Origin of the sequence: Dendrosporobacter quercicolus, from assembly GCF_900104455.1 — a bacterium.
Lineage (GTDB): Bacteria > Bacillota > Negativicutes > DSM-1736 > Dendrosporobacteraceae > Dendrosporobacter > Dendrosporobacter quercicolus.
In genome coordinates this window covers 49,134-74,850 of the sequence record NZ_FNHB01000003.1, presented here as the reverse complement: position 1 = coordinate 74,850, position 25,717 = coordinate 49,134, and the positions used below count along the sequence as shown (strand labels likewise).

22 protein-coding genes and 1 other annotated feature are annotated in these 25,717 nt (G+C 52.3%); of the genes, 6 read left to right on the top strand and 16 right to left on the bottom strand.

The genetic code is table 11. The features are described from left to right. Positions 1-44: 44 nt before the first annotated feature. The 3 genes from BLR06_RS19995 to aroF all read right to left on the bottom strand — a co-directional run bounded on the left by BLR06_RS19995 (position 45) and on the right by aroF (position 2,572). Positions 45-215 (bottom strand): hypothetical protein, encoded by a 171-nt coding sequence (locus BLR06_RS19995; RefSeq protein WP_245698082.1) that lies wholly within the window; start codon positions 213-215, stop codon positions 45-47. A gap of 447 nt (positions 216-662) precedes the next feature. Then, entirely contained in the window at positions 663-1,559 is an 897-nt protein-coding gene (locus tag BLR06_RS08515) for a prephenate dehydrogenase (protein WP_092071386.1), read from the bottom strand. Then, a complete protein-coding gene (gene aroF / locus BLR06_RS08510) occupies positions 1,556-2,572 on the bottom strand; it encodes a 3-deoxy-7-phosphoheptulonate synthase (protein ID WP_092071383.1) in 1,017 nt (338 codons plus the stop codon). Before aroF ends, BLR06_RS08515 begins: the two co-directional genes overlap by 4 nt. Before the next feature lie 86 nt (positions 2,573-2,658). Beyond that, positions 2,659-2,905, bottom strand: a binding site (T-box leader). Positions 2,906-3,091: 186 nt separating this feature from the next. Here aroF and BLR06_RS08505 point away from each other — a divergent pair. The 3 genes from BLR06_RS08505 to BLR06_RS08495 all read left to right on the top strand — a co-directional run bounded on the left by BLR06_RS08505 (position 3,092) and on the right by BLR06_RS08495 (position 5,284). After that, positions 3,092-3,760, top strand: a complete 669-nt coding sequence (locus tag BLR06_RS08505) for a metal-dependent hydrolase (protein ID WP_092071380.1) — start codon at positions 3,092-3,094, stop codon at positions 3,758-3,760. 365 nt (positions 3,761-4,125) lie between these two features. Continuing rightward, the gene (locus tag BLR06_RS08500) at positions 4,126-4,353 is read left to right on the top strand and encodes a pantoate--beta-alanine ligase (protein ID WP_092071377.1); all 228 of its coding nucleotides are present in this window, start codon (positions 4,126-4,128) and stop codon (positions 4,351-4,353) included. Next, positions 4,337-5,284, top strand: coding sequence for a bile acid:sodium symporter family protein (locus BLR06_RS08495; protein WP_092071374.1), 948 nt, complete (start codon positions 4,337-4,339; stop codon positions 5,282-5,284). Before BLR06_RS08500 ends, BLR06_RS08495 begins: the two co-directional genes overlap by 17 nt. Before the next feature lie 259 nt (positions 5,285-5,543). Here BLR06_RS08495 and BLR06_RS08490 read toward each other — a convergent pair whose 3' ends face one another. From BLR06_RS08490 to BLR06_RS08420, 13 genes are all read right to left on the bottom strand, one after another. Continuing rightward, positions 5,544-6,986, bottom strand: a complete 1,443-nt coding sequence (locus BLR06_RS08490) for a DHA2 family efflux MFS transporter permease subunit (protein WP_092071371.1) — start codon at positions 6,984-6,986, stop codon at positions 5,544-5,546. After that, entirely contained in the window at positions 6,970-7,206 is a 237-nt protein-coding gene (locus BLR06_RS08485; RefSeq protein ID WP_092071368.1) for an MbtH family protein, read from the bottom strand. The genes BLR06_RS08490 and BLR06_RS08485 overlap by 17 nt, the downstream gene beginning before the upstream one ends. Further along, positions 7,190-14,383 carry an amino acid adenylation domain-containing protein gene (locus BLR06_RS08480; protein WP_092071365.1) on the bottom strand — a complete coding sequence of 2,398 codons (7,194 nt, stop codon included), beginning with the start codon at positions 14,381-14,383 and terminating at the stop codon, positions 7,190-7,192. The genes BLR06_RS08485 and BLR06_RS08480 overlap by 17 nt, the downstream gene beginning before the upstream one ends. 41 nt (positions 14,384-14,424) lie before the next feature. Then, positions 14,425-15,330 (bottom strand): isochorismatase, encoded by a 906-nt coding sequence (locus BLR06_RS08475; protein WP_092071362.1) that lies wholly within the window; start codon positions 15,328-15,330, stop codon positions 14,425-14,427. A gap of 12 nt (positions 15,331-15,342) precedes the next feature. Further along, positions 15,343-15,606: an SDR family NAD(P)-dependent oxidoreductase gene (locus tag BLR06_RS08470; protein WP_092071359.1), complete on the bottom strand. Its 264-nt coding sequence runs from the start codon at positions 15,604-15,606 to the stop codon at positions 15,343-15,345. Positions 15,607-16,011: 405 nt separating this feature from the next. After that, entirely contained in the window at positions 16,012-16,749 is a 738-nt protein-coding gene (locus tag BLR06_RS08460) for a 4'-phosphopantetheinyl transferase family protein (protein ID WP_092071353.1), read from the bottom strand. A gap of 7 nt (positions 16,750-16,756) precedes the next feature. Further along, positions 16,757-17,572 (bottom strand): bifunctional 3-deoxy-7-phosphoheptulonate synthase/chorismate mutase, encoded by an 816-nt coding sequence (locus BLR06_RS08455; RefSeq protein ID WP_092071350.1) that lies wholly within the window; start codon positions 17,570-17,572, stop codon positions 16,757-16,759. Between the two features lie 541 nt (positions 17,573-18,113). Continuing rightward, positions 18,114-18,566 carry an N-acetyltransferase gene (locus BLR06_RS08445; RefSeq protein ID WP_092071344.1) on the bottom strand — a complete coding sequence of 151 codons (453 nt, stop codon included), beginning with the start codon at positions 18,564-18,566 and terminating at the stop codon, positions 18,114-18,116. A gap of 152 nt (positions 18,567-18,718) precedes the next feature. After that, entirely contained in the window at positions 18,719-19,354 is a 636-nt protein-coding gene (nth, locus tag BLR06_RS08440; RefSeq protein WP_092071341.1) for an endonuclease III, read from the bottom strand. A gap of 160 nt (positions 19,355-19,514) precedes the next feature. Further along, complete coding sequence (locus BLR06_RS08435) at positions 19,515-20,873, bottom strand: PFL family protein (RefSeq protein ID WP_092071338.1); 1,359 nt, start codon at positions 20,871-20,873, stop codon at positions 19,515-19,517. A 68-nt stretch (positions 20,874-20,941) separates the two neighbouring features. Next, positions 20,942-21,211 (bottom strand): ACT domain-containing protein, encoded by a 270-nt coding sequence (locus BLR06_RS08430; protein WP_092071334.1) that lies wholly within the window; start codon positions 21,209-21,211, stop codon positions 20,942-20,944. A gap of 253 nt (positions 21,212-21,464) precedes the next feature. Further along, positions 21,465-22,370 carry an NAD(P)/FAD-dependent oxidoreductase gene (locus BLR06_RS08425; RefSeq protein WP_092071331.1) on the bottom strand — a complete coding sequence of 302 codons (906 nt, stop codon included), beginning with the start codon at positions 22,368-22,370 and terminating at the stop codon, positions 21,465-21,467. Between the two features lie 16 nt (positions 22,371-22,386). Then, the gene (locus tag BLR06_RS08420) at positions 22,387-23,145 is read right to left on the bottom strand and encodes a flavin reductase (RefSeq protein ID WP_092071327.1); all 759 of its coding nucleotides are present in this window, start codon (positions 23,143-23,145) and stop codon (positions 22,387-22,389) included. A gap of 232 nt (positions 23,146-23,377) precedes the next feature. On the opposite strand from BLR06_RS08420, the gene dat reads away from it, so the two are divergent. The 3 genes from dat to BLR06_RS08405 all read left to right on the top strand — a co-directional run bounded on the left by dat (position 23,378) and on the right by BLR06_RS08405 (position 25,716). Then, a complete protein-coding gene (gene dat, locus BLR06_RS08415; protein WP_092071323.1) occupies positions 23,378-24,232 on the top strand; it encodes a D-amino-acid transaminase in 855 nt (284 codons plus the stop codon). A gap of 99 nt (positions 24,233-24,331) precedes the next feature. Then, positions 24,332-24,523, top strand: coding sequence for a DUF896 domain-containing protein (locus BLR06_RS08410; RefSeq protein ID WP_245698080.1), 192 nt, complete (start codon positions 24,332-24,334; stop codon positions 24,521-24,523). A 32-nt stretch (positions 24,524-24,555) separates the two neighbouring features. Then, positions 24,556-25,716, top strand: a complete 1,161-nt coding sequence (locus BLR06_RS08405) for an MFS transporter (protein ID WP_173812981.1) — start codon at positions 24,556-24,558, stop codon at positions 25,714-25,716. Position 25,717 lies beyond the last annotated feature (1 nt).

Below are 25,717 nucleotides of genomic sequence, written 5' to 3'. Positions count from 1 at the left end.
ACTTGTCCTCCCGGCGCTTCAGCCAGCCCTGTCCGATAAGCTGCTCAAGCCAGCGCCCTGTACTTCGGCGCAGTAGCTGATACGGAAATAATTTCGTCGAAACCGTATCCTCTTGCTTTGTCCAGCAGCAAGCCCTGCTGATGAAGGGTGTGGAGCATAGAGCAAAAAACAGCCTGCTCCAGTTTTATAACAAACCGGCGGACATCCTCGAACATTCCCCATATTTACAACCATTTCCATTATTTTAGAAAAGCCCCGTTATTCAGTGGACTTAACGAGCTTACAATTCCGGCTTTCCTTTAATAAAAACGCTATTTGCCCGTTACAGACAAATAGCATTTCATTTACCTATACACTAAGCCGCGGCGGCAGCCCGTCGGGCTGTTGCCAATTACACTTCAGGCACTTGCCGCACTGCGGGCCGGTATGACCGCTGCCAATATCCGCAATTGCGCTTTCATTCATCGTTATTGATAGTGTCTCTCATTTACTACAATAAGGAAATCATACCTTATATAGTCTCTTCATTCTAGGACAAACAGGATTTTTTTCATGGTAAAAAGAAGTTTAGACCAAGTGACGCACGGTGCTAGCTTCCCGAGCCTAAACCAGTTTGACAGTCTTATGGACTGACAAAATCGCATTCCTCGTATCGGATTATTTTACTCCGCATTACCCGCACTTGGGCAGAACGACGCCTGAATCAGCGAATCCCGGCGGAGCTTGGCTGTTTTAAAGAATGCATGAACCGACTCCCGGTCCTCTCGCCGGATGTCGGCAATGACCTGGCCGATAATCCCCTGCAAATGAGTCAGACTGTCGGCAATGGCTTCAGGATTGGACAGGCAGATGTCGGCCCACATATCGGCATTGGATGAGGCAATCCGGGTCGTATCGCGAAAACCGCCCCCCGCCAGCTTCAGATTATTCCCCAGCTCAGCCGGCCTTAAGCCCAGCAAATGAACGAGCGCCGCCGCCGTCACATGAGGCGCATGGCTGATCACCGCCGCGCACCGGTCATGCTGCGCCAGCTCCATTGCCGTTATTTTGGCCCCGGTACAGGATAGAAGGCTGCAGATTTTCTCTGCGGCCGACGCCAGCCGGGCCGTTTCGGGAATAATAATATAACATTTATCGCGGAATAAATCCTTGTCGGCAGCCATAATGCCGCTCTGCTCACTGCCGGCCATCGGATGGCCGGCTACATAATGAATATCCGCTGGCAGCAGCCCGGAAATTTTTTCGTACAGATACTGCTTGGTGCTGCCGACGTCGCTCAATATCGTCCCCGGTTTCAGGCAAGGAATGATATTTTGTACAACCGGTACAATTTGCAGTACCGGTGTGCACAAAAATACAATGTCGGCCTGGCTGGCAGCCGTACGGCTATCGGTTCCGGCAGAGTCTACCGCACCGCTGCCGAGCGCATAAGCAAGCGTGCCTGCATCCTGATCAACGCCTGCCACCATAACCTGAGCGCCGTAATGGTGCTTGATAGCCAGCCCCAGCGAACCGCCGATCAAGCCCAGACCGATAATGGCAATATTCAACTGCTTCATTGGAGTGATTTTCCCGTAACTGCGGCAATAGCGCCAATCTCGTTCATCAGCAGTGAAAAATTTTCCGGTGTAAGCGACTGGTTGCCGTCGCACAAAGCTTCCGCCGGATTGGGATGCACCTCAATAATCAGACCGTCCGCTCCGGCGGCAACTGCGGCCCTGGCCATCGGCCTGACCATCTTCCAGCGCCCTGTGCCATGGCTGGGATCGACAATGACCGGTAAATGGCTTAAGGTTTTTACGGCCGCCACCGCTCCCAGATCCAGCGTATTGCGGGTATAAGTTTCAAACGTGCGAATGCCGCGTTCGCACAGGATGACGTTATAGTTTCCCTCGCTCATAATATATTCGGCCGCATTCAGCCACTCGCTGATGGTGGCCGCAAGCCCGCGTTTTAACAGCACAGGTTTGTCTGTCCTGCCGACTGTTTTAAGCAGGTTGAAGTTTTGCATGTTTCTTGTACCGATTTGCAGCACATCGGCGTATTGGCTGACAAGGCCGACTGAGGCGGAGTCCACAACTTCGGTGATAACTTTCAAACCAGTTTTTTCTCTGGCCGCGGCCAGCATTTCCAGGCCCTTTTCCTCCAACCCTTGAAAATCATACGGCGAAGTACGCGGTTTAAAAGCGCCGCCCCGTAAGAACTGCGCTCCGGCCCTTTTCACAATGACGGCGGCTTCCAGTAACTGTTCCAGGCTTTCCACCGCGCACGGACCGGCCATAACCGCCAGATGCCGGCCGCCGATTTTGGCTCCCTGCACATCGACCACAGTATCTTCAGGCCTGAACTCCCGGCTGACCAGTTTATAGCTTTCCGTTACGGCCACGGATTTTTCAACCCCCGGAAAAACGTCAACCGGTAATTTGGCGATACTTTTTTTATCGCCGATCACGCCGATAATGGTTCGTGATTCTCCCTGGGACAAATGGTACTTAAGGCCGGCCTCAGCCAGTTTTTTGATCACAGCGTCCACTTCCTTCCGGGTAGCCTGGGGTTGCATAACAATAATCATCATCATTTCCTCCTTAGTTTTAACTTATACCGCTTTTTATACCGCTTTCCGGCTGAAAATAAATGCAAAAATCCCGCCCCTGAAAAATCAGGGACGGGATGCTGAACACCCGTGGTACCACCCTGCTTGCTTTTGGCAAGCCGCTCCATTCGAGTACACGTTTGATACTCTAGCCCAAGATAACGGAGGCGCGCCGGCGCGGTCTACTCACAAAGTGTGTTTTCAACCTGCTGCTCACAAGGTGTATTTCATTCAGTACGCTTGCCAGGTCGCACCAACCCCTGGCTCTCTGCAAAACGCCGCTGAATTACTTTTCCTGTTCATTGCATTTACATGTTATTGACGTTAAATATAACAAACCGGCAGTTCATTGTCAACCCTATTTTAAATTAAAACTATTTTTAAGTCACTTTTTACCTTATTCTGCATATAAATCCAAAAATCGGCAAAGGTAATTTTGACGGGAACTCGAATAATAAGTTTAAAGAAATGAATAAGCTGAAAGGAGCATCTTTCATTATGACCAGCCTGAAATTTTTCGGCCATTCCTGTTTTCAGTTGACCCACAACCAAACCTCAATGATCTTTGATCCGTTTTTAACCGACAACCCGTTTAACATTGCCCAGCCGCCCGATATCAAATGCAACTATGTACTAATTTCCCACGGCCATTTTGACCACCTGGGCGACGGGATTGCCATTGCTAAACAAAACGGTGCAACCGTCATTGCCACTGCTGAAATTGCCGGATTATGCGGCAGCCAGGACTGCCAGACCCATGCCATGCATATCGGCGGAAAACATGCTTTTGATTTTGGTTATGTCCGTATCACGCCCGCGTTTCATGGCGCCGGAGTCGAAGGCGGTCATGCCTGCGGCTTTATCGTAAACTTTTTCGGCAAAACCGTTTACTTCGCCGGCGATACCTCTTTATTCGGCGATATGGCCTTACTGGGACGCCTGGAAGCAATTGATTACGCCTTGCTGCCGATTGGCGATAATTTTACTATGGGTCCGTCCGATGCCGTCGAGGCGGCGGCGATGCTGAAACCCAAAACAGTCATTCCCATGCATTACAACACCTGGCCGCTCATTGCCCAAAATCCTGAAGAGTATAAAGCGGCGGTCGAGCAACGCCTGCAGATTCCCGTAACCCTTGTTAAGCCGGGCGAAACACTGACCTTCTAACAATCGCTGCCCGCTCCCATGAGTGGACGCATAAGAGGCATTGCTAACATTCCCGCCCCAAAAGACTGACTCAAATAGGTTTTAAAATCTATTTGAGTCAGTCTTTTTTACACCGCAAGAGAGGCGTGCCTATAATATTTTTATTGTCAACAGTGGTTGGCTTTAGTATTATAGTGATGTTGGCTTTGCTCTGACAGGATGATATCATTCGAGTCATACCGAAATGAGAGTTTACCGGCAAACTACGACAATAGAATACCCTCGTTGCCGCTTAGATCCGCTGCGGACTGAGACGGAAGGTGTGTTTAACTTTGCTATTATGACACCTCCTTGTCCACTCTCGTGCGGGCAAGGAGGTTGTTTTCATTGTCGCATTTAAGGAGGAGAATAGCGTGGTTACAGTTATTGTCATGACGCCGATCGTACGTGATAAAGACGGACTGGCCAAGAGTTCGCGCCATGCCGGTCTGATCGCCGAGCAGCGGACTGCGGCTTTGGTGCTTAGCCGCAGCCTGGCGTTTGCCCGGCAGCCGGGAACGTATGCAATACCAGGCGAAAGAAGAGGATGCGAATATCATGGCAAATTTGCTTAAGCTTGCCGGCTTTATCACCGGATCCGTTTCGTTATGGGTGATGCTGGGAGCAGTGGTTGCTTTTCTTCAGCCTCAATTGATCAAACCAATCGGCCAATTTATTCCCTACTTATTAGGCATTATTATGCTTGGCATGGGACTTACCATGACAACAGCTGATTTTAAGCTGGTGCTTTCCAGGCCTAAAGATGTATGTTATGGCGTTTTGCTACGCTATCTGATTATGCCCGGTGTTGCGTGGGTCGTTATAAAAGTGCTTGCTCTGGAGCCGGCCTTGGCTGCAGGGATATTATTGGTCGGCTGCTGTCCCAGCGGAACGGCGTCGAATGTAATGACATTCATTGCTAAAGGAGATACGGCTCTTTCCATCACTGTTTCCAGCGTAAATACGCTGTTATCGCCGTTGTTGACGCCCCTCTTGTTTCTTGTGTTAGGAGGTACGGTCATTCCGGTAGATACAATGGCCTTGCTGCTGGATATTGTCAAGATCGTGGTTGTGCCCATCCTTGTTGGAATGGCTATTCGCTTTTGGGCAAACCGATGGGTAAGTAAGCTGCAGCCGGTCATTCCGGCCTTATCCGTAGTGGCAATTGTTATAACTGTTAGCGCCATAGTCGCCCTTAATGCCGCCAAGCTAGCCGGGGTAGCAGTAATGGCACTGGCAGCCGTTGCTTTGCATAATCTCTCCGGACTGCTGCTGGGGTACTGGTCATCTACGCTATTGGGGATGAGTGAGTCCAAGGCCCGGGCAATTGCTTATGAAATTGGCATGGAAAACTCGGGGCTTGCAGTAGCATTAGCGCTTGTCCATCTGGATCCGGTAGCTGCAATACCGGGAGCAATTTTTAGTGTCTGGCATAATTTTAGCGGCAGCTTACTTGCTAGTTACTGGGTAAGAAAGAGCAATAAAAAAATGCTGATTACTTCTTAATCTTGCTTTGGAATCAAAAAAAGCCTTGCTTACTTAATAAACTGGAAAAACCAGTTTATTGCAAGGTTAGAAGTCACCTTTAGACGCTGCATCAAAATGCGGCTAGATGCTGCACAAAAGAAGACAGCATAAAAATCAACAGGCGCAACAAAGTAGGGAATCATAGTCCTCTAGTTTTGCTGTGCCTGTTTTTTTATTCATTGCCTTGGCAAGGTTAGATATTAGTTTTGGATTCTGTGCCGCTTTTCTTAAGCAGCCGCTATTCGCCCACTTTCATAACCGGCGCTAAATCCAGGGGTTTGGCGGGCTGCGGCCTGGGCATAGCAGCCTCGACATCAGCCTTGCGAATACCCAGCGTAACACAGAGGGCTGCCAGCAGAAAGGCCGCAGACCCGAGCAAGGCCAACCGGTAAGCGGCCAGCAGATTCTGCCCGTCACCGGCAGCTCCGCCCACTGCGCCAAGCAGGCTGGCCAGCGCCGCTACCCCCAGGGCTGACCCCAGCCGGTTTTGCACGTTGAACAGGGTGGTTGCCCGCCCCATGGAAGCAACGGTAATATGCTGAAAAGTCAGTACCTGTACGGCACCCACACTATGCCCCAGGAAAAAACCGGCATGAAAAAACAAGACTCTCAGCAGCCAGGGATTGGTTGCCGGCCCGGCCAGGCTTAGCAACCCAAAAATGACCATTGTGCAGAACAGTCCAAGAAAAATAACCAGACGCGCCCCCAATCGTTTGCAGGACCACGGCATCACCCGCGAAGCAAGCATCAATCCCAATGCTTCAGGAAAAATAATCAGGCCGCTTTCCCAGGCCGAGGCCTGCAGCGCATTTTGATACATTAAGGGGAAGATAAACAGCATCCCGATTAAACCGGCGGCTACAAAACAAGAGATGATGCTCATTGTGCGAAACAACCGTTCGGATAATAAGCGAAAATCAAGCATCGGCTGTTGCACCCGCAGCTCCACAAAAATCAGCGCACAAATCAGCAGGATTCCCCCCAGTGCTGCGCCGCCAAGGAGCGGTGAGCTCCACCCCGTGGCTGAACCCTGAATAAGGGCATACATCAGCAGGGAAAAGCCGGGAGCGGACAGCAAGATACCCGGCAGGTCCAGTTTACCCGCCGCAGTCTCTTTATGTTCGTTGAGAAACAGCAACCCAAACAGCAGGGCTGCCAGGCCAAAGGGAAGATTGATGTAAAATACCCAGCGCCAGGAGAACTGTTCCACCAGAAATCCCCCAATGACCGGGCCGAGCGCCGGGGCAACGGCAATGGGAAATACGAGAGAGCGGGAGACCTTCAGCCGTTCTTCGGGCGGGAATGTCCGAAACAGCATAGTCATGCCCAACGGAGTAAGCAGACCTCCGCCGGCGCCCTGAATGACGCGAAACACATTCAGCGTCTCAAGCCGGTCGGCGGTACCGCATAAGACTGAGGCAAACGTAAACAGGCTCAGGGCAATCAAAAACATCCGCTTGGTCCCGAACCGGTCCCCCAGCCAGCCGGCCATTGGCAGAAACACGGTAATACTGACTAAGTAGCCGACATTAATGCCACTCGTCGCCGCCGGCGAAATTTGGAACTCATGACTAAGATCCGCCAGGGCGATATTAACGATTGTCCCGTCCAGCGCCGCCATGAACATGGCGGTTACATAGACAATGCTCACCACTAATTTCGGGCTAAGCCGGCCCCGCATTTTGCTGTTCCTTTCGGCCGGGGCCGGCCTTTAGATGATTGGGCCGCATATCAACCCATTGGGCATTGATGTAGTCCAGGCACACCTGACGGCTTTCACCCTCATATACGGCGGCCCAGCCGTCCGGTGCGTCCAGAAAGTCAGGCCAGAGGGAATACTGGCCTGCGTCATTCATTAATACAACATAAGCGACGTGTTCGTTCTCAAACGGATTGTTCATCAATATGCTCCTCCTTGTTGATCACAGCGTCCCGTTGCGCCTCATGCAATTTGCCGGCGAGTATCCGGCCGATTTCGGCAAGCGGTCCCGGCTGGCACATATCCTTATGGCGGCAGTGAATATCATACTGTTCAATCCGGCCTTTAATATAAGGTTTCCAGGCTTCCGGATAAATGGGTGCAAACCACTCCGGCAGCACAGTCGAACGGAAAAAAAGGACATTTCCGTAAAACGGCCTGGGCTGGTGTTCACTTAAAATACGGGCGGAATTGGCATAGGTCTCCTTAAGACTCAAAATGGTCTCTTCATCCAAACTGGCTAGTGCGCTGCCATCGCGGCGGAGCATTTCAATGGCGCCGGCAAGATTCAGCGGTTTATCCCCCAGGGCTTCATGATCGTAACCACCCAGAGCCAGCAGGGCGATCAGCGCCTCCTCCTCATCAGGCGGGCTGTTTATCGGCAATAAGGGACTGGGATAGGCATCCAGCAGGGCAACAAGCTGCACTGAGTCCCCCTGCTCCTGCAGCTGGCTGGCGATGACCTGGACAATGTTGCCGCCGAGCGACCAGCCCAGCAGCTGATAGGGTCCGGCCGGTTGAACGGTGCGAATATGAGCAATATAATCGGCGGCCATTTCCTCCAGCGTCTGCGGCACTGGCTCGCGCCGGGCAATACCGCGCGCCTGCAGCCCGTAGATGGGATAGTCGGTTCCCAGAAACGTCATCAGTCCGGCATAGCACCAGCTAAGTCCGCCGGCCGGGTGGATGCAAAACAGCGGCAGCTGTCCGCCCTGCTTTCTGAGCGGCAGCAGCACACCCAGCGCACTTTTGCTGGAACCCATTTCCAGACGCTCGGCCAGACCGGCAACCGTAGGAGCCTCGAACAAATTGCCGATACTTAGCTGAACGCCCAAGGCGGCGCGAATTTTACTCATTAAGTGGACCGCCAGCAGCGAATGGCCTCCCAGGTCAAAAAACCCATCGTCAATGCCGACCCGCGGCAAATGAAGCACCTCCATAAACAGGTCGCGCAGCACCTCTTCCTGCGGCGTTCTGGGGCCCCGCCCCCTGGCGGCCGCGCCAAACACCGGCGCGGGCAAGGCCCTGCTGTCCAGCTTCCCGTTTGGCGTCAGCGGCAGCGCCGCAATTTCCACAAAAGCAGCCGGGAGCATATACTCAGGCAGAAAAGCGGCCGCATAGCGGCGCAGCTCTGCCGGATCAAAGCCGCCCGGGGCAGTGACATAAGCCACCAGCCGCTTATCGCCCGGCTGGTCTTCCCGCACTGTCACAGCCACTTGCTCAACCCGGGCATGCTGCGCCAGTACAGCCTCAATTTCCCCCGGTTCGATGCGAAAGCCGCGAATTTTAATCTGCTGGTCGGCGCGGCCCATATAATCCAGGGAACCATCAGTCTGCCGGCGGGCCAAATCACCTGTGCGGTACATCCGGGAGCCCGGCGCGCCAAAAGGATTGGCCACAAAACGGTCGGCCGTCAGGCCGGGACGACCTAGATACCCCCGGGCCAGCCCGGCTCCGCCAACATAAAGCTCCCCGACTACGCCTGGCGGAACCGGCTGGAGATATGCGTCCAGTACATATACCTCTAAATCCGGTATACCGCAGCCGATCAGGCTGTTGCCCCGCTTGGCGGCAATGCTTTTGTTCAGCTCAAGGTAGCTGACATGCACCGTTGTCTCTGTAATTCCATACATGTTAACTAACGTTGGCGCATTCTCCGGATGACGGCTGTACCAATCTTCCAGCCGGCTAAGCTCCAGCGCTTCACCGCCGAAAATCACAAAGCGCAGGGAGAGCGCCTGACCCAGTTCCGGGTTTTCCCGGTCGGCCTGCATCAATTGGTAAAAAGCGGAGGGCGTCTGGTTAAGTACGGTCACCGCTTCACTAACCAGCAGTTGCAGAAACTCGGCCGGCGACCGGCTGATCCCGTGCGGCACCACAACCAGACGCCCTCCATACAGCAGCGGCCCCCAAAGCTCCCATACTGAAAAATCAAACGCATACGAGTGGAACATCGTCCACACATCATCCGACCGGAACTTAAACCAGTGTTCAGTTGCGCCAAAAAGTCTTACAACATTCTGATGAGGAATGATTACGCCCTTGGGAACGCCTGTTGAACCGGACGTATAAATGATATACGCCGGATGAGCGGGCGATAATGGCTGAAGGCGGTCGGCGTCAAGCGGGTTGGCGGTTGAATGCCGGTTTAATTCCGCTGCCGTTCCCGCTTCATCAAGAACGACCGGCTGCGCCTGATGAACGCCGGCCAGCTTAGCCGCGCCGTCCGCGTTGGTAATCAGGCAGGCAGGCTGCGCATCGCCGAGCATAAATGCAATCCGTTCATTCGGATATTGCAGGTCAATTGGTACATAGGCCGCCCCGGCCTTAAGGACAGCGAGCAGGCCGACAAGCATTTCCAGGGACCTCGGCAAGGCCAAAGCAACAAATTGCTCGGGGCCTACGCCTCTGGCAATCAGCAAATGGGCAAGTTGATTGGCCCGCCGGTTTAGCTCCTCATACGTCAGAGCCGCCTCTTTAAACCCTGCCGCAATAGCGTTTGGCGTCCGGCGTACCTGCGCCTCAAACAGCAGCGGCAGACAATGCTCCGGCACGGCTTCGGCCTGACGGTTGCAGTCGGCCAGCAGCTTGCGCCGTTCTTCAGGTGCCAGAATCTCCAGCCGCCCAATCGGCTGACCGGGCTGGACGGCGGCGGCTTCCAGCAAGCGCAGCAACCTTCCGGTCATTGCTTCGACCGTATTCTGTTGGAACAAATCCGTGCTATATTCCAGAAATCCGTTTAACCCCGCCGGCTGTCCGTCTGCCGTGAACGTCTCCCGGAACTCCAGCGTAAGGTCAAACTTGGCCGCACCGACAGCATAAAGGCGCAGGCTGGTTTGCAGTTCAGGCATTTCCAGCTTGGGCTCCGGCGTATTATGCAGGGCCAGCATGATCTGAAACAGAGGATGCCGGGACCGGGAGCGGGCCGGGTTAAGAACCTCAACCAGCCGCTCAAACGGCAAGTCCTGATGGTCGTAAGCGTTTAAGCTGGCCTGCCTGACTCTGGCCAGCAGTTCACGGAAGCTCGGATCGCCGGCCGTGTCGGTACGCAGCACCAGGGTATTGATAAACAAGCCGACAAGATCGCCCAAAGAATCGTCGCTGCGCCCGGCAACCGGGCTGCCGATGGGAATATCAGTTCCTGCCCCCAGCCGGGTAAGCAGCGCCGCCAGTCCGGCCTGCAGCACCATAAACAGGCTGACATGGTGATCACGGGCCAGAGCAAGCAGCCGTTGATGCAGTTTGGGTTTAACGGAAAAATGCAGGGTTTCACCACGATAACTGGCCTCTTCCGGCCGTTTGTAATCAAAGGGCAATTCCAACTGATCCGGCAGTCCGGCCAGCGTCTCCCGCCAAAAGCCGAGCTGCCGGGCAATCAGGCTGTCCCCGTCGCCTTCCCTGCCTAACAGGCGTTCCTGCCACAGCGCATAATCGGCATACTGAACCTTTAGCGGCGTCCACTGGGGAGCTTCGCCTTTGCACCGTGCGGTATAAGCCTCATTAAGATCACGGGTGAGCGGCGTAAGCGACCAGCCGTCACCGGCAATATGATGCAGTAAGAGCAGCAGTACCTGCTCCTTGGGGCCAAGGACAAACAGCTGCGCCCGGATCGCCGGCTCTGTGGCAAGATCGAAAGGATAGCGCACCGCAGCAGCCAGTTCTTCCTCCAGCCGGGCCTCAGCAATGCGGCAAACCTGCAGCTCTACCTCAGCCGCAGCAAGAACAGCCTGATGCGGAATGCCCATGGTTTCCGGAAAAACGGTACGCAGGGCTTCATGACGTTCAACCACGTCATTGAGAGCGCTTTGGAAGGCCTGCAGGTCCAGCTTGCCGGCTAAACGGATAACCACCGGAATATTATAGGTGGGGCTGGGCCCTTCCAGACGGTATAAAAACCATAACCGGCGCTGGGCAAAAGAAAGGGGAATCTTGTCCGGCCTTGCCGTCCTGATCACCGGTAACCGGGCCTGTTTGCCGCCCTGAAGCTGCCCGGCAAGGCCGGCGACAGTAGGCGTTTCAAAAATTTTGCCTATGCCCAGTTCGACACCCAGTGCGTTACGGATACGAATAACCAAACTTGAAGCCAGCAGCGAATGACCGCCCAAGTCAAAAAAGCTGTCATCAATGCCGAGTTGCGTAAGGCCAAGGACCTCAGCGAATAAATCGCGCAAAATTTCTTCTTGCGGCGTTCGGGGTTCGCGGGCAGTCGCCGCGCTTGCCGCCCGGTCAGGAGCCGGCAGCGCTTTACGGTTGAGTTTGCCGTTTGGCGTCAAGGGCAGTTTATCCATGATCACAAAGGCGGACGGCACCATATAGTCAGGCAGATGGCTGCCCGCATGACGGCGCAGTGCGGCTGCATCGGAACCGGCCTGTCCGGCCGGCACGATATAGGCCACTAACCGCTTATCGCCCGGCTGGTCCTCACGGAGAATCACCCTGACCTGCTCAATGTCGTCATGCCGGGCCAGCACGGCCTCAATTTCGCCCGGCTCAATCCGGAACCCCCGCATTTTGATCTGATGATCGACACGGCCAATGTAGTCCAAGGTACCGTCCGAACGCCAACGGACAAGATCACCGGTTCGGTACATCCGGCTGCCCGCCGCTCCGTACGGGTCAGCCACAAACCGCTCAGCCGTCAGCCCCGGCCGGCCGAAATAACCACGGGCCAGACCGGCGCCGGCAATATACAGCTCGCCATCTACGCCTGCCGGCACAGGCTTTAACCCGCTGTCCAGAACATACAATTGCGTATTCCAGATTGGGCCCCCAATGGAAGGCGCTCCTGCCTGCGCGGAATCAAGTGCAGCAGCGGAGGACCAAATGGTCGTTTCCGTTGGGCCGTACAGATTTGTCACCTGGCATTCCAGTTCATGCAAAGAAGCTGCAAGGCCGGCCGGCAGCGCTTCCCCGCCGACGAGAACCCTCAGGCCCCGCAGCTTGTCGGGATAATGTGTGATAAGAGCATGCCAGAGCGTTGGCGTCGCTTGCATAATGGTAATTTGATTTTGCTCAAGTTTGTTGCTTAACGCCTGCAAATCATGAACCTCTTCCTTTTTCGCAATAATGCAGCGCGCTCCGCTGATCAGGGGCAGGTATATTTCCAACGCCGAAATATCAAAAGCGATTGTCGTCACAGCCAGAAGCCGGTCCTGTTCGGTCAGCAAAAACCGGTTTTGCATGCATGCCATAAAATTCCATAATCCTTCCGCCGTAACAACGACGCCTTTCGGCACACCGGTAGAACCGGACGTATAAATCACATAGACCGGAGCAAGCCGGTCGGCCGTCTGGCGGCCCAGGCCGGCATTGGTATCAGGATACCCGGCCAGCGCCGCAGCAGTCTCCGCCGTGTCAAGAACCAGCCGGAACTGCCCGCGCTTGCCAGGGGCCTGGTCTGCAACCGCCGAACTGGTAATCAGGCCGGCCGGGCTGGCGTCCTCCAGCATAAAAGCGATCCGGTCAGCCGGATAATCCGGGTCAATGGGCAAGTAGGCGGCTCCGGTCTTGATGACCGCCAGCATGGCAATCACCATTTCAATCGACCGGGGCAGAACCAGGGCGACAAACTGCTCCGGGCCCAGTCCCTGATCGATAAGCAGATGCGCCAGACGGTTTACCCGCTGATTTAACTCATCATAACGTAAAGCGCTGTCGCCGCATACCAGGGCGGTCAGCCCGGCATTCTTTACAGCCTGCCACTCAAACAGCGCTGTCAGGCCGGCCGGCGGCAGCGCCTGCGCCGTTTGGTTCCACTGCACCAGAACCTGCTCGCGTTCCTCAGGCAGAAGAATGTCCAGCTTGCCGATGTTTTGCTCGTGTCCGGCAACCGCAAGGCTTTGCAGAAACTGTAAAAACCGCCGTTGATGAACAAGCAGTTCTTCGTCGCTATAAATTTCAGGGTTAGCTTCAAAGTCAATCCGCAGCCCATTGCCGTCGGACTGATCATAGACATTGATGGCCAAGTCATCGACCGGACCGGTTGTCAGCTTATGGGTGATCCCTTTACTGCCGGCAAAGTCCAGCCCATAGGGAAACGGCATAATGTTGACCCGCGGGCCGGTCAGTCTCTGGTTGCTGCCAATCAACTTAAGATCGCGGCGCAATTCCTCATGACGGTAGTACTGATGCCGCTTCAGCCTGCGGATTTCCTTCAGCACTTGTTTTACCAGCTCCGCCAGCCCCATAGCCGGCTGCACCAGCAAACGAAGCGGCAGCAGGTTCATGACCATGCCGGGCGTGTTCAGAGAGGCCGAACCCAGCCGGCCCATCATCGGCAGACTAAGAATGATATCCGACGCTCCGGTCAAACGGTGTACATAGACCGCAGTAGCCGCAATCAACAGTTCGTACAGGCTTCCTCCGGCATTGCGCGCTTTGTCCTCCAGCTTCCGGGCAGAGGCTGGCGGCAGGTTTGCCTGCTGGCGCAGAATGCTCTGCGGAGTGCCGGGAGCGCCGTTCGCTAAACCAATCACCTCCGGCTGATCGGCAAAACGAGCCAGCCAGAACTGACGGTCGCGCTCAAAATCTTCCGACCGGCGATAAGCCGCATCTTCTTCCAGCAGCAAATGCAAGGGATCAAAAGCGCCCTCCTCAAAGCTGCGCCGGTTGACCAGCGCCGTATAAATGCCGGCTACCCGTTGAGCAATCAGCGAATACCCGAAGCCATCGATCACAATGTGATGAATTCGCTGATACCACAGATACCGGTCCGGCGCGACGGTAAACAAAGCCTGGCAGAACAGCGGATCACGACTGAGATCAATCGGCCGGGCCAGATCTTCCTGCATCCACTTTTGGGCATCCTCCCGTGGGTTCTCTTTATTGCTGACATCAAAAAAATGCAAGGGAAAGTCAGCGGCCGGCCGGATCACCTGCCAGGGACCCTGTTCGGCAATACCGAATTGAACGTGCAAGGCTTCCGCTTCCTTAATCGCCTGCCGCAGCGCCATTTCAAAGTAAGGCAAATCAAGCCTGCCCTTAATTTCGATATATTCACCCGTATTGTAAACCGGATTGTCCGGTTCCAGCTGTTGCGCAAACCAGATGCCGGCCTGCGCGCCGGACAATGCCCGGCGGGCGTCCAGACAAATAGACATTCAGCCTTACCTCCTCATGGTTTTAGGTATCAACCGGATTTTTATCTTGCCGCAGACAACAGCCGCCACCAGGTAGCAATGGTCGGCTCTTTCGCCAGCTTTACAAACGTCAGGTCAGCCCTGACCCTACGCCATTTTTCCACCAGGCTCATCATGCGGATTGAATCTAAGCCCCGGTCAATTAAATTTTCGCTATCCTTCATATCGGCTGCTGTTTCGCCCAAAAGCTCGGCGACTTGGTTACGTACCTGCTGCAGCGTCAGGCCCGGAGCTTCCGCCTCGCCGGCTAACTTCTGCGCTGACGGGCTGCTGCTTTTCAGTTCGTCAAGCAACAGCGCGGTGGAGGTGATCACGGCGCAATTATCCGCCGCATATTTTAGCGCCATCTGATGATGCGCTAAAGAAAAATCGGCCATCGCATCACCAACAAAGAAGGTCTGGACATCCTGCATAAATGCGTCCCCGGCCGTTAAAAGGCAGCCAATGTGGGCATAAACGCCGCAAATGATCAGCTGATCACGACCCCGCTCCTGCATAAATTTCCTGAGCTTGGTCCGTTTAAAGGCGCTGTAGCGCCACTTTGTCAGTACCGTGTCGTTTTCACCGGGCGCAATGGCGTCCACTATTTTGGCCTGCTCAGGCTCATCAGCCAGTCCCGGTCCCCAAAAATCCCGGAGCAGGGCGTGGTCTTCGGGCTGCTGCGCACCGGGCTGGGCCGTATAAACAACCGGTATCCCCAACTCTGCGCACCGGGTTTTTAACAGCCTGATATTTTCCAATAGCTCCGCCACCGGGGACGCCTCCGGCTGATAGGCACTAAGAAAATACTGCTGCATATCATGAATCAGAAGCACGGCGCGCTGCGAATGAGCCTTCCACCAGGCTCTGTTTGAGGGTAAATCGGCTTCCAGAGGCATTGAATAGGGTAAAATAGCCGGAATAGACATTAAATCACTCCTTTAAATTTTTATCGGCCCCTGCTCCACCGCTTCGCTGTCACTGACATCGACAGCAAAAGCGGCGGCCTGGCAGCCCGCCGCCTTCAGCTCATTCACCAAACTGCTGAGTTTGGCCTCGTTCTGATCCAGCACGGCCAGTGCGGCTCCGGCTGCGCATAAGGCCCGGACGACAACGCCCCGATACCCTGCGCACCGCCCGTTACCAGCGCAATCTTTCCTGCTATGTTTAAAAATCCATTGTTTCCTTCCTTTCCCTGCCTCCATAGCTGTTCCCCGGCTTAAACCCGGAGTCTGTCAAAAACAAACGGCTGATTCGGCCTCCAATGTCTGGCGGCCCTTTCCGGCTATCCTCCGGAAAATTTCTTCTTTGTTTCAGCAATGATATTCATTATCACTGTTTGTTTTTTACCAGTATAACAAAATGGAAACTAATGGCAAATGGACTTTTTTCCATTTTTCCTAGATATTTTTCTAAATTATGGAATAAACTGAACCAGGACACCCTGCCGCAGATTAAAGCCGAAAATAGTAAAAGCCCATGACTTCGCAGCCATGGGAAAGTGCGGCCGAACCGCAGTTTGGATTTGGCAATATCCAAAAACACAGCCTGCCGCAGGCCGAAAAACCAAGAGCCGGTCACAGAGCTTTTCCACAGCCTAAGCGCTCTGCCTAACCGCCCGGCGGGTTACCCCTGAACGCGACCGCGCCGGCATAACCCCGGACAGGCTCGAAGGGCAGAATTCGCCAGTCGGCGGCCCCTTCGCCCTTGATACGAAGAATGCCATGCGCCGTTTTATTGTCCGCACAGATAAAAAATGAATGCAGCGGGCGGCTTAAACCATCTCCCGTCGCTTTAACAAACGCCTCTTTACAGGTCCAGCAATCAAAAAAATACTGCTGCTTTTTGCTGCAGGGCAGACTTTGCAGCACCGCGCTCTCCGTTGGATGAAAATAATAACCGGCCATTTCTTCAAAGTCCGGAATAGCCCGGATATGCTCCACATCAACGCCAATATGCCGGATTTTGGAAAAGGCTAAAGCTACCAGTTGATGAGAATGGGAAATGTTAAAGAAAAAATCCGCTACGGCGCAAGGCCCATACAGTTCGGGCTTTCCCTTAGAACCATTGCGGAAATCAATTCGCCGGGGCCGAGTGTTCAGGTAGCGGCTGATCAACTTCCGCAGGATTCCATGAGCTACGGCAAACCGGACACGGTCCTGTTGAAAATAAAACCGTCCCATCCGCCTGCTTTCCTCGCCGGAAAGGAGCGCCGCCAATTCCTGAACCCGGGCGTTAAAGGCCGGTGTATAAGCCTGCCAGACCTGTATTTCACAGGTTGGTAAGCTAAGGGGAGCATCCTGATCCAATTGCGGCTCGTCAAATTCCATGATTCGTATTTTGGGCATTTCGTTACTAGCAATAATTAAATACTTTTTTTAATTTTTGCACTTCGCCAATCAAATCCGTAAAACCCGCAAAGTTGATCGATTGATCTCCATCAGACAGAGCTTCCCCCGGATTGGGATGAATCTCAATCATAATGCCGTCGGCGCCAATGGCCATCGCCGCTTTGGCCATTGGCAAAATCATATCACTTCTGCCGGTGCCATGGCTCGGGTCTACAATCACCGGCAGATGGCTAAGCTGCTTGACCGCCAATACAGCACTCAGGTCTAAGGTATTTCTTGTATATTTTTCGAAGGTTCTTATTCCTCTTTCGCACAGTATTACATTCCGGTTGCCTTCACACATAATGTATTCAGCCGCCGCCAGCCACTCTTCAATCGTTGCGGAAAGCCCTCGTTTTAAAATCACCGGCAGACTTGTTTTTCCTACCTTCTTCAATAAATCAAAATTCTGCATATTTCTTGACCCGATTTGTAAAATATCCACATTGCGGGAAACAACGTCAACCATTTCCGTACTCATCACTTCTGTACTAACAATGACATTGTATTTCTTTTTGGCCTGTTCCAAAATACCTAATCCATCAATCCCCAGCCCCTGGAATGAATACGGGTTTGTTCTTGGTTTAAAGGTGCCGCCCCGCATAAATATGGTTCCCATATCCTGGATTACCTTTGCAGTCATAAACATCTGCTCCTGGCTTTCCACTGCGCACGGACCGGCGATCACAACAAAGTTTCCATTGCCTATTTTACTTCCGGCAAAATCAATAATCGTTTTATGATCCTTTTGCTGTTTCTTTATTTTCAACAACCCATTCATTTTCTTCCTCCTTCTAAGTCCCTGCTGTTTGCGTTGCAGACAATTTCGTTCCGCCTGTCCGGAAAAAGACAGGCCACCTTTGTAGTACCTTATCAGCCCTTAACCCGGCGGGTACATCTGCTTTTTGACCTGTCCCCTTGTTGATTAAGAGAAAGAATTCATAACGCTAGCTTAAGTGATAATGATAATTATTGTCAAAGCTTATTATTGGTTAAAATTTCTAATTTTTATAAATAATGGTGTTATTTGCGCCTTTTATCCTTCATTATCTTCCAATTATAGGTAAAACGCATCACTTTCAACTTAAGCAGTAAAAGCTCCATTCCCGCTCCCCTGCAAGCTCTTTGCCCGTCGCGTCCAGTCAGCGCTTTTTCATATAAAAAGGACTGTCTTGCGCGGCCATTAAAAAAATCGCGCAAAGACAGCCCCCGGGGATCGTTTAAGCCCGCAAAGCAGTTAACTATTCCTATGATCAGCCATGCCGCAGGGAGCATCTCAATGCTCTTGCATTTTCAGCATTTTCGGGCTAATGACTTGGCTGTTAGATTGTTCTTATCATTGCCGTCTCATCACAGTTGGGAAACTTAGGACAGTTGATACATTCTTTCCAGACCTTATGCGGCAGCGCTTCTTTACCAACCTCCGCAAAGCCCAGTTTAGCAAAAAAGCCTGGTTGATAGGTTAATGTAAATAACGTCTTTACACCAAGTTCCCGGGCCTCAAGAACCAGAGCTTCAACAATGCTGCGGCCAACGCCCTGCTTGGCTGCTTCCGGGGCAATTGCCATCGCCCGGATTTCCGCCAGTTCATCCCAGACTAAATGCAGAGCGCCTACGCCGACAACAGCGCCATGCTGCTCCGCCACAATCATATCCCGCAGCGTTTCATACAATATATTGCGCGAACGGGGCAGCATCAGTCCCTGGTCCGCATAATGGTTAATCAGCTTATGAATGGTTTCCACATCTTTAAATTTAGGTTTACGATAAAGCATCAATACCCCTCCCCTCGCTGGTTTTTCTGCAACCTATATCCCTCCGGGTTCTTTTACGTTTTTTTCGCTTGACCGCGTTGACATCGCAAGTGGATCAGACTAGACTACTGTATAATTATAATAAAATTTTTATATTTATGCAACGGTCTGCATCAACTCTTTTTGCCGCTTGGACATAAGGAAACCAGAGGACAATTGTCGCATTCGGGTACACGGGCTTTACATACTAACCGGCCATGCCAGATTAACCAATGATGAGCCTGGCTCCATTGATGACGGGGAATTGCCTTCATTAACCCCTGCTCTACTTCCAGCGGGGTTGCGCCTGTCGCCAGTTTCAGCCGGTTGGAGACCCGAAATACATGGGTATCTACAGCGATGGCCGGAACGTCAAATAACTGGCTTAATACAACATTGGCCGTCTTTCGCCCCACACCGGGCAGCTTTACCAGTTCATCAAAGGTCGCAGGAACTTCACCGCCATATTCTGTGCATAATATCCGGCAGGTTTCCAGGATATTTTTGGCTTTACTGCGAAACAGGCCGCAGTCCCGAATTGCCTCCTCCAGACGTTCCTGCCCCAGGGCGAGAATCTTTGCCGGCGTATTGAGTTCGGGAAATATCCGGGCGGTAATCTTATTCACCCGTATATCAGTACACTGGGCGGATAACACCACTGCAATTAAGAGTTCAAACGGGGAAGAATAATGAAGGGCGGTTTTGGTACCGGCATAAGTACGGGCCAGGATATCCAGCATTTGCGCTTTTACAGCTTTCGTCACCCGCATAGTGATCACCTCGGATTTTTTAAATTTCCTTAAGACAGCGACTCGCAACATAGACAGGTACTCGAAGGAAACGCCAACAGCGGCCAATGCGCAGTACGAATGGCAGGCTGGTAATTACCGCCTGCCATTGAGAATCAGTGCTATTTCTCCCTGCTACTAGTCAGTTCGTCAGGCTGCGGATAGGTGCGGGAATTCGCCCGCCCCTGGCAATAAAAGACTCCGAACTGAATTTACTTACCTTTAGAATAGGGCTGTACCCCAGTAAACCGCCGAACTCAACAGTATCCCCGACTTTTTTCCCGGGAACCGGAATAATCCGTACAGCGGTGGTTTTATTATTGATCATGCCGATCGCCGCCTCATCGGCAATAATGCCGGATATTGTTGCGGCTGTAGTATCACCGGCGACGGCGATCATGTCAAGGCCCACAGAGCAAACACAGGTCATCGCTTCCAGCTTTTCCAGACTTAAACTACCGCATTCAACAGCCGCAATCATTCCCGCGTCTTCACTAACCGGAATAAAGGCGCCGCTTAGCCCGCCGACATGAGAGGAGGCCATCAAACCGCCTTTTTTCACCGCATCATTGAGCAAAGCCAGTGCGGCGGTAGTCCCTGGAGCGCCGCAGCTTTCCAGGCCCATTTCTTCCAGAATATGAGCTACACTATCCCCCACCGCGGGAGTGGGCGCCAGAGATAAATCAATAATTCCAAAAGGTACGCCCAGGCGGCGGGATGCCTGCTGGGCGACAAGCTGGCCGACCCTGGTTATCTTAAAGGCTGTTTTCTTAATGGTTTCGGCAACGGTACTGAAGTCGGCTCCTTTGATATCTTCCAGCGCCCGTTTCACAACCCCCGGACCGCTAACGCCGACATTAATGACTTTCTCCGGCTCGCCCACGCCGTGAAAAGCGCCGGCCATAAACGGATTGTCCTCAGGCACATTGGCAAAAACCACCAGTTTGGCGCAGCCCAGCGCATCACGATCCCTGGTCAGTTCAGCCGTACGCTTAATAATTTCGCCCATTTCCCTTACACAGTCCATATTGATTCCGGCTTTGGTTGAGCCAAGATTTACCGATGAACAAACCCTGTCGGTGGTGGCCAACGCCTGGGGAATGGAATTGATCAGTACTTTGTCGCCATTGGTATAGCCTTTTTCCACCAGTGCGGAAAATCCACCAATGAAATTTACGCCAACTGCCTTAGCCGCTGCATCCAGCGCTTCCGCCACCGGCACAAAGCTGTCGGTCCGGCAGCTTTCAGCGGCAATGGCGATCGGAGTTACCGAAATCCGCTTGTTAATAATGGGTACGCCATATTCAGCTTCAATATCTTCGCCGGTTTGTACCAAGTATTCGGCGGAACGGGTAATCTTCTCATAAATATTTTCACAGAACTGTTTAATGTTGGGATGCGCGCAATCCCGCAGGCTGATCCCCATGGTGATTGTCCGGACATCGAGCTTGTTCTCGGCAATCATGCGATTGGTCTCTAATATATCCTGAATGGTTAACATTACATATCCTCCAAATGCTAAATAAACTGTATTTTTATTCAAAGAGATTCTGTCAAGCTTAAACCAAGCTAAATGCGATGCATGCTCTGAAAGATATCCTCATGCTGAACTTTGATATCCAGTCCGATTTCCGCGCCTTTTCCCCGCAATAACTGCTGTAAATCTTTTAAGCTGATTTTTCCGCCGGCCATGTCGGCAATCATGACCATATTAAAAAACCCATCCACAATATTCTGATTGATGTTTAAAATATTGACGTTGTTTTCAGCTAAAATATTGCTGATCATAGCAATAATTCCTACCCGGTCTTGTCCAACAATCGTAACTACGATTTTCATGCTCCACACTCCTCAGTAATTGTTCAAATAAAATTTCTTCCCCGGACCAGGCAGTCTGCTGACTGTTGATACAAATTTGTATTCGGTCCGAAAACATTTATCGCCTTAAAAAAGATAACAATTATATTCATTATACGTAAATTGTAGCAAAAGCCAAGGTTTTTTTGCAATGTTTTTATTTTCTGATAATGTCAAAAGAAAAGCCGGCCCTTTCTCTGGCCGGCTTTTTCACCATATACAAAATATACAAAGCTTAACGGTGCAGCAGATATTCATAGGCGATTAAAGCAGCTTTGGCTCCGTCGCCGGCGGCAATGACAATTTGCTTGTCAATGCCGTCAGTTACATCACCGGCGGCAAAGAGGCCGGAAACATTGGTCCGGCAGCGGCAGTCAACCATAATTTCCCGGCGCTGGTTTAAGGCAATCACCCCTTCGGCAAATTCAGTGTTTGGATTAAGGCCGATTTCCACAAAAATTCCCTGAACAGCCAAATCGGTTTCCTCACCGCGGTCTTTTCGGGCAACAATAAACTTTTCGACAAAAAGATTGCCTTGTACCTCTTTGGAAATATAGCCTTGCAATGCAATGACGTTTTTCGCCTGCTGCAGCTTATCCAGCATTACCGGGTCGGCGCTGTAACGGTTGCGTACAATCAGATAAACGGTTTCGGCAACGCCGCTTAATTCGTAAGCCGCCTGTACTGCGGAATTACCGCCGCCCACAACCGCTACCGTTTTGTTGGCAAACAATGGGCCGTCGCAGGTTGCGCAATAACTAACACCCCGGCCGGTAAACTCGACCTCGCCCGGCACTTCCATCCGGCGCGGGCGCTTTCCTGAAGCGATGATAACGGCTTTGGCCTGATATTGACCGTTCCCGGTGGCTACGGTAAAGGTATTGTCGGTATTGATTGTCAGTTTCCGGGCCTCTTCGTACTTAATATTGTCCGAATGATGTCTGGCCTGCTCGTCAAACTTCTCCATCAATTCCGGGCCGGTAATAAACTGATAGCCCATGTAGTTTTCAATTTCAGTTGTCCACATGGGCTGTCCGCCGAAGTCTTTGGTAAGAACCAGTGTATTCAGTTTTTTACGGGCCGTATAAACAGAAGCCGTTAAACCGGCTGGCCCGCCGCCGATAATTATAACATCATACATTTTTCACCATCCTTACTTACGTCCTGTTTTGGCGATAATAGGCATAGGTAAGCCCTTCCTCATTCAACACCATCCGGCCGGAGGTGACTACGGCCACAAACAGCGTATGTGTTCCGACATCGGTTGTTTTCGCCGGAATAACCGTTGCCTCCAAATAGGCGATGCAGTTTCGTAAAACCGGACAGCCGTTAAGCGCTGGCAAAAAGTCAATGCCGGCGAATTTATCCGTTCCCCGGCCTGAACGGTAACCAAAGTGCTTAACTGCCGCTAATTGTTCGCGGCCTAAAATCGATACAGTAAAGGTGCCACTGTATTTTATGTACTCATGCGTCAGATTGTTCTTGTTAATGCACACCGCAATCTGCGGGGGATCATCCGTAAGCTGAAATACCGTGTTGGCGCACATTCCGTTATGTTTGTCGTCTTTGGCCGCTGCAACGACATACAATCCGTAACTGATCATATTTAAAGCAGCCCGGATTGTCCCCATATCGGTATCGGCAATTACCTGGGCATCAAGCGCAGCGATTTTTTCTTCCAGCAGCACAAATAACTCCGGGCCAACGCCGCACAGCGGACAGCGTTCCGGAGGATGCTCACCGGTATGAATATAATCACATACGGTACACTTCCACCGCTTAACGCCGCCGGCATTGCCTGAATCGCCGCTTTTTATGGAGAATTCCTCCGGGCCCACCCCGCATACCGGACAACTTTCCGGCGGATTATCCCCCGTATGTTCGTAACCGCAAACCATACACCGCCATATCTTCATTCTTCAATCCCCTTTCTTCTAAATTGTTGGAATACTTAGCCATTAAAGTAAATATTCGTATTAAATGCGCATTCCCCTTTATGGCAATGCGGCCTGTCAGCTTTCTCTTATTTTTTCCTGATCAAACCTGCTATAACCATCGTATTTTTTAGTTAAGTAATATTCGGGCAGGACTAAGCGCCTATTGGCGGGAATTTTAAAACAATCAGACTTACCTACAGGAGGCTTAACTATGCGTTCACTAGGATTTGCCAATGGAACAATCATTGATTTAACTGAAAATGCCGTACCCTTGGAAGATCGCGGACACCAATTTGGCGATGGAATTTATGAAGTAACCAGAGTTTATAACGGCAGATGCTTTGCTCTTGAAAAACATATCGAAAGAGCTTACCGTTCGCTGCGCCAGCTAAAAATACCGGCAGTCCATACTTATGAGGAATTTGCTCAAATGCATCATCTGCTCATTACTGAAAGCGGTATTTCAGACGGCGCAATCTATTTTCAAATTACCCGCGGCGTTGCCCCCCGGGGGCATGGCTTTCCGGAGAATGTTGTTCCCCGCCTGACCATGTCAATTCGCCCGGTTGCCGCCAATAACCGGCTCCAGGCGGATGGGATCAAAGCGCTCTTTATTCCGGATGAACGCTGGCTGCGCTGTGACATCAAATCACTCAATCTGCTGAGCAACGTTCTTGGCAAACAACGCGCCAAGGAAGCAGGCTGCGTTGAAGCAATTCAAATTCGCAATGAGTTTGTAACCGAAGGCACCAGCACCAATTTTTTCATCATTAAAGACGAACTATTATGGACCCATCCGCTGTCGAATCTGATTCTAAGCGGGGTAACACGTTCCATTATTATCGAAACCCTTGCTCCGTCGCTTGGTCTAACCGTTCTGGAAAAGCCATTCAGCCCCGAATTTACGCATAAAGCTGATGAAGCCTTTATTTGCGGTACAACATCGGAGATTACGCCGGTCATCAGCCTGAGCGGCGCCGTTGTCGGCGATGGGGCCGCCGGACCGGTAACCCAAAAACTCCAACAAGCCTATCAAATGCTCATTGACAAACAGTGCAAGCGCTAAACGCCGCCGCAATGGCCCCCCGCCCTGCCGTCATTTGACGGCATAAGAAGATTATGATAATATTCTTTCAATAAAGCCGTTATGAAAAGGATGGTTGTGATGACTCCCGAAATAATTTCCCGTATCAATGCCCTGGCCAAAAAACAGCGTGAATGCGGTTTGAATCAGGAAGAATGCGCCGAGCAGGCGAAGCTTCGCCGTATTTATATTGATAATATTAAAGCACAGCTGAAAACTCATCTGGACTGTATTGAAACAGTGCCGCGCTCCACTGCAAACGAATGGCGATGATGGCTTCTTCCGGCCGCCAAAGCTGGTTCTATTTGCTTTTATTGACTGCCGGTCACTTCTTTAGCGACTTTTACACCAATTTTTTGCCGGCTTTGCTGCCGGCAGTTATTGCAAGTCAGGGCTTATCCCTGACATTAAGCGGCCTTTTGGTCATGGTGTTCGCCGTCACCTCCAGCATGCTCCAGCCTGTCTGCGGTTATTTTATGGATAAAGGCAGCTATGCCTGGCTGCTGCTGGTCACTTTGCCTGTCAGCGCCGTTTTTATCTGTTCCAGCGGACTGGCTTCCAATACGCTGTATTTGTTTGGCACGGTTGCTGTATCCGGTATCGCCGCCTCCCTGTTTCACCCGCTTGCGTCCAGCCTGGTAGGCCGGACGGTGGTCAGCGGCCGCCAGGGATTGGCCATGTCCTTATTTGTTGGCGGCGGTAACCTGGGATTTGCCTTTGCCCCTTTTGTGATCATTTATGTTCTGGTCCACTGGGGAATCGGCTATCTGCCGTGGCTCATTATTCCGGCGCTATTGCTGACAGTGGCCTTGTATAGCAGCGGCTTGTATAAAACCGATCTGAGAGTTGCCCGGCAGCGTCTTACGGAAGATCCCCCCTGGTATAAGTCCAAAAATATTCTGATGCTCAATGTCGTTATGGCCTTACGCTCCTGGCCGCAGGTCGCCATTCCCACCTTTCTGCCCGTCCTGCTGGCCGGCCAGGGCCATCCGCCGCTCCTGGCCGGTCATATGCTGACCGTATTCCTGCTGGGCGGCGCGGCGGGCGCCCTTGTCGGCGGCTACAGCGGCGATAAGGCCGGCCATAAAAAGTGCATCCTGTTGTCGCTTATTTTCTGTCTGCCGCCAACCTATTACTTATTGTCGGCCAGCACGATCAACTGGCTCACCTGGCTGTCGCTCGCCCTCAGCGGTGCTTTGCTGCAAAGCATGGTTCCTTCCTCCATCGTCTGGGCGCAAACCATTCTGCCGGGCAATGCCGCAATGGTTTCCGGCATGATGCTCGGCCTTACCTTTGGGCTGGGAGGCGCAGGAACGGCAATCACCGGAGCGGTCGCTGATTATATCGGCTTGCCGCAGGCATTATTATGGACCGTTGTCCCGCTTATCCTGGCTATCCCCCTTACCTTTGGCATTCCGGACGAAGCGCCGGCCCGACAGTCTCCTCAAACGTTTTCCGTGAAATAAA

What these genes read in the sequence shown, in the direction of transcription:
- BLR06_RS19995 (WP_245698082.1), bottom strand. Translation starts at nt 215, where the DNA reads ATGTTCGAGGATGTCCGCCGGTTTGTTATAAAACTGGAGCAGGCTGTT.
- BLR06_RS08515 (WP_092071386.1), bottom strand. Translation starts at nt 1,559, where the DNA reads ATGAAGCAGTTGAATATTGCCATTATCGGTCTGGGCTTGATCGGCGGT.
- aroF (WP_092071383.1), bottom strand. Translation starts at nt 2,572, where the DNA reads ATGATTATTGTTATGCAACCCCAGGCTACCCGGAAGGAAGTGGACGCT.
- BLR06_RS08505 (WP_092071380.1), top strand. Translation starts at nt 3,092, where the DNA reads ATGACCAGCCTGAAATTTTTCGGCCATTCCTGTTTTCAGTTGACCCAC.
- BLR06_RS08495 (WP_092071374.1), top strand. Translation starts at nt 4,337, where the DNA reads ATGGCAAATTTGCTTAAGCTTGCCGGCTTTATCACCGGATCCGTTTCG.
- BLR06_RS08490 (WP_092071371.1), bottom strand. Translation starts at nt 6,986, where the DNA reads ATGCGGGGCCGGCTTAGCCCGAAATTAGTGGTGAGCATTGTCTATGTA.
- BLR06_RS08485 (WP_092071368.1), bottom strand. Translation starts at nt 7,206, where the DNA reads ATGAACAATCCGTTTGAGAACGAACACGTCGCTTATGTTGTATTAATG.
- BLR06_RS08480 (WP_092071365.1), bottom strand. Translation starts at nt 14,383, where the DNA reads ATGTCTATTTGTCTGGACGCCCGCCGGGCATTGTCCGGCGCGCAGGCC.
- BLR06_RS08475 (WP_092071362.1), bottom strand. Translation starts at nt 15,330, where the DNA reads ATGTCTATTCCGGCTATTTTACCCTATTCAATGCCTCTGGAAGCCGAT.
- BLR06_RS08470 (WP_092071359.1), bottom strand. Translation starts at nt 15,606, where the DNA reads ATGGAGGCAGGGAAAGGAAGGAAACAATGGATTTTTAAACATAGCAGG.
- BLR06_RS08460 (WP_092071353.1), bottom strand. Translation starts at nt 16,749, where the DNA reads ATGCCCAAAATACGAATCATGGAATTTGACGAGCCGCAATTGGATCAG.
- BLR06_RS08455 (WP_092071350.1), bottom strand. Translation starts at nt 17,572, where the DNA reads ATGAATGGGTTGTTGAAAATAAAGAAACAGCAAAAGGATCATAAAACG.
- BLR06_RS08445 (WP_092071344.1), bottom strand. Translation starts at nt 18,566, where the DNA reads ATGCTTTATCGTAAACCTAAATTTAAAGATGTGGAAACCATTCATAAG.
- nth (WP_092071341.1), bottom strand. Translation starts at nt 19,354, where the DNA reads ATGCGGGTGACGAAAGCTGTAAAAGCGCAAATGCTGGATATCCTGGCC.
- BLR06_RS08435 (WP_092071338.1), bottom strand. Translation starts at nt 20,873, where the DNA reads ATGTTAACCATTCAGGATATATTAGAGACCAATCGCATGATTGCCGAG.
- BLR06_RS08430 (WP_092071334.1), bottom strand. Translation starts at nt 21,211, where the DNA reads ATGAAAATCGTAGTTACGATTGTTGGACAAGACCGGGTAGGAATTATT.
- BLR06_RS08425 (WP_092071331.1), bottom strand. Translation starts at nt 22,370, where the DNA reads ATGTATGATGTTATAATTATCGGCGGCGGGCCAGCCGGTTTAACGGCT.
- BLR06_RS08420 (WP_092071327.1), bottom strand. Translation starts at nt 23,145, where the DNA reads ATGAAGATATGGCGGTGTATGGTTTGCGGTTACGAACATACGGGGGAT.
- dat (WP_092071323.1), top strand. Translation starts at nt 23,378, where the DNA reads ATGCGTTCACTAGGATTTGCCAATGGAACAATCATTGATTTAACTGAA.
- BLR06_RS08410 (WP_245698080.1), top strand. Translation starts at nt 24,332, where the DNA reads ATGACTCCCGAAATAATTTCCCGTATCAATGCCCTGGCCAAAAAACAG.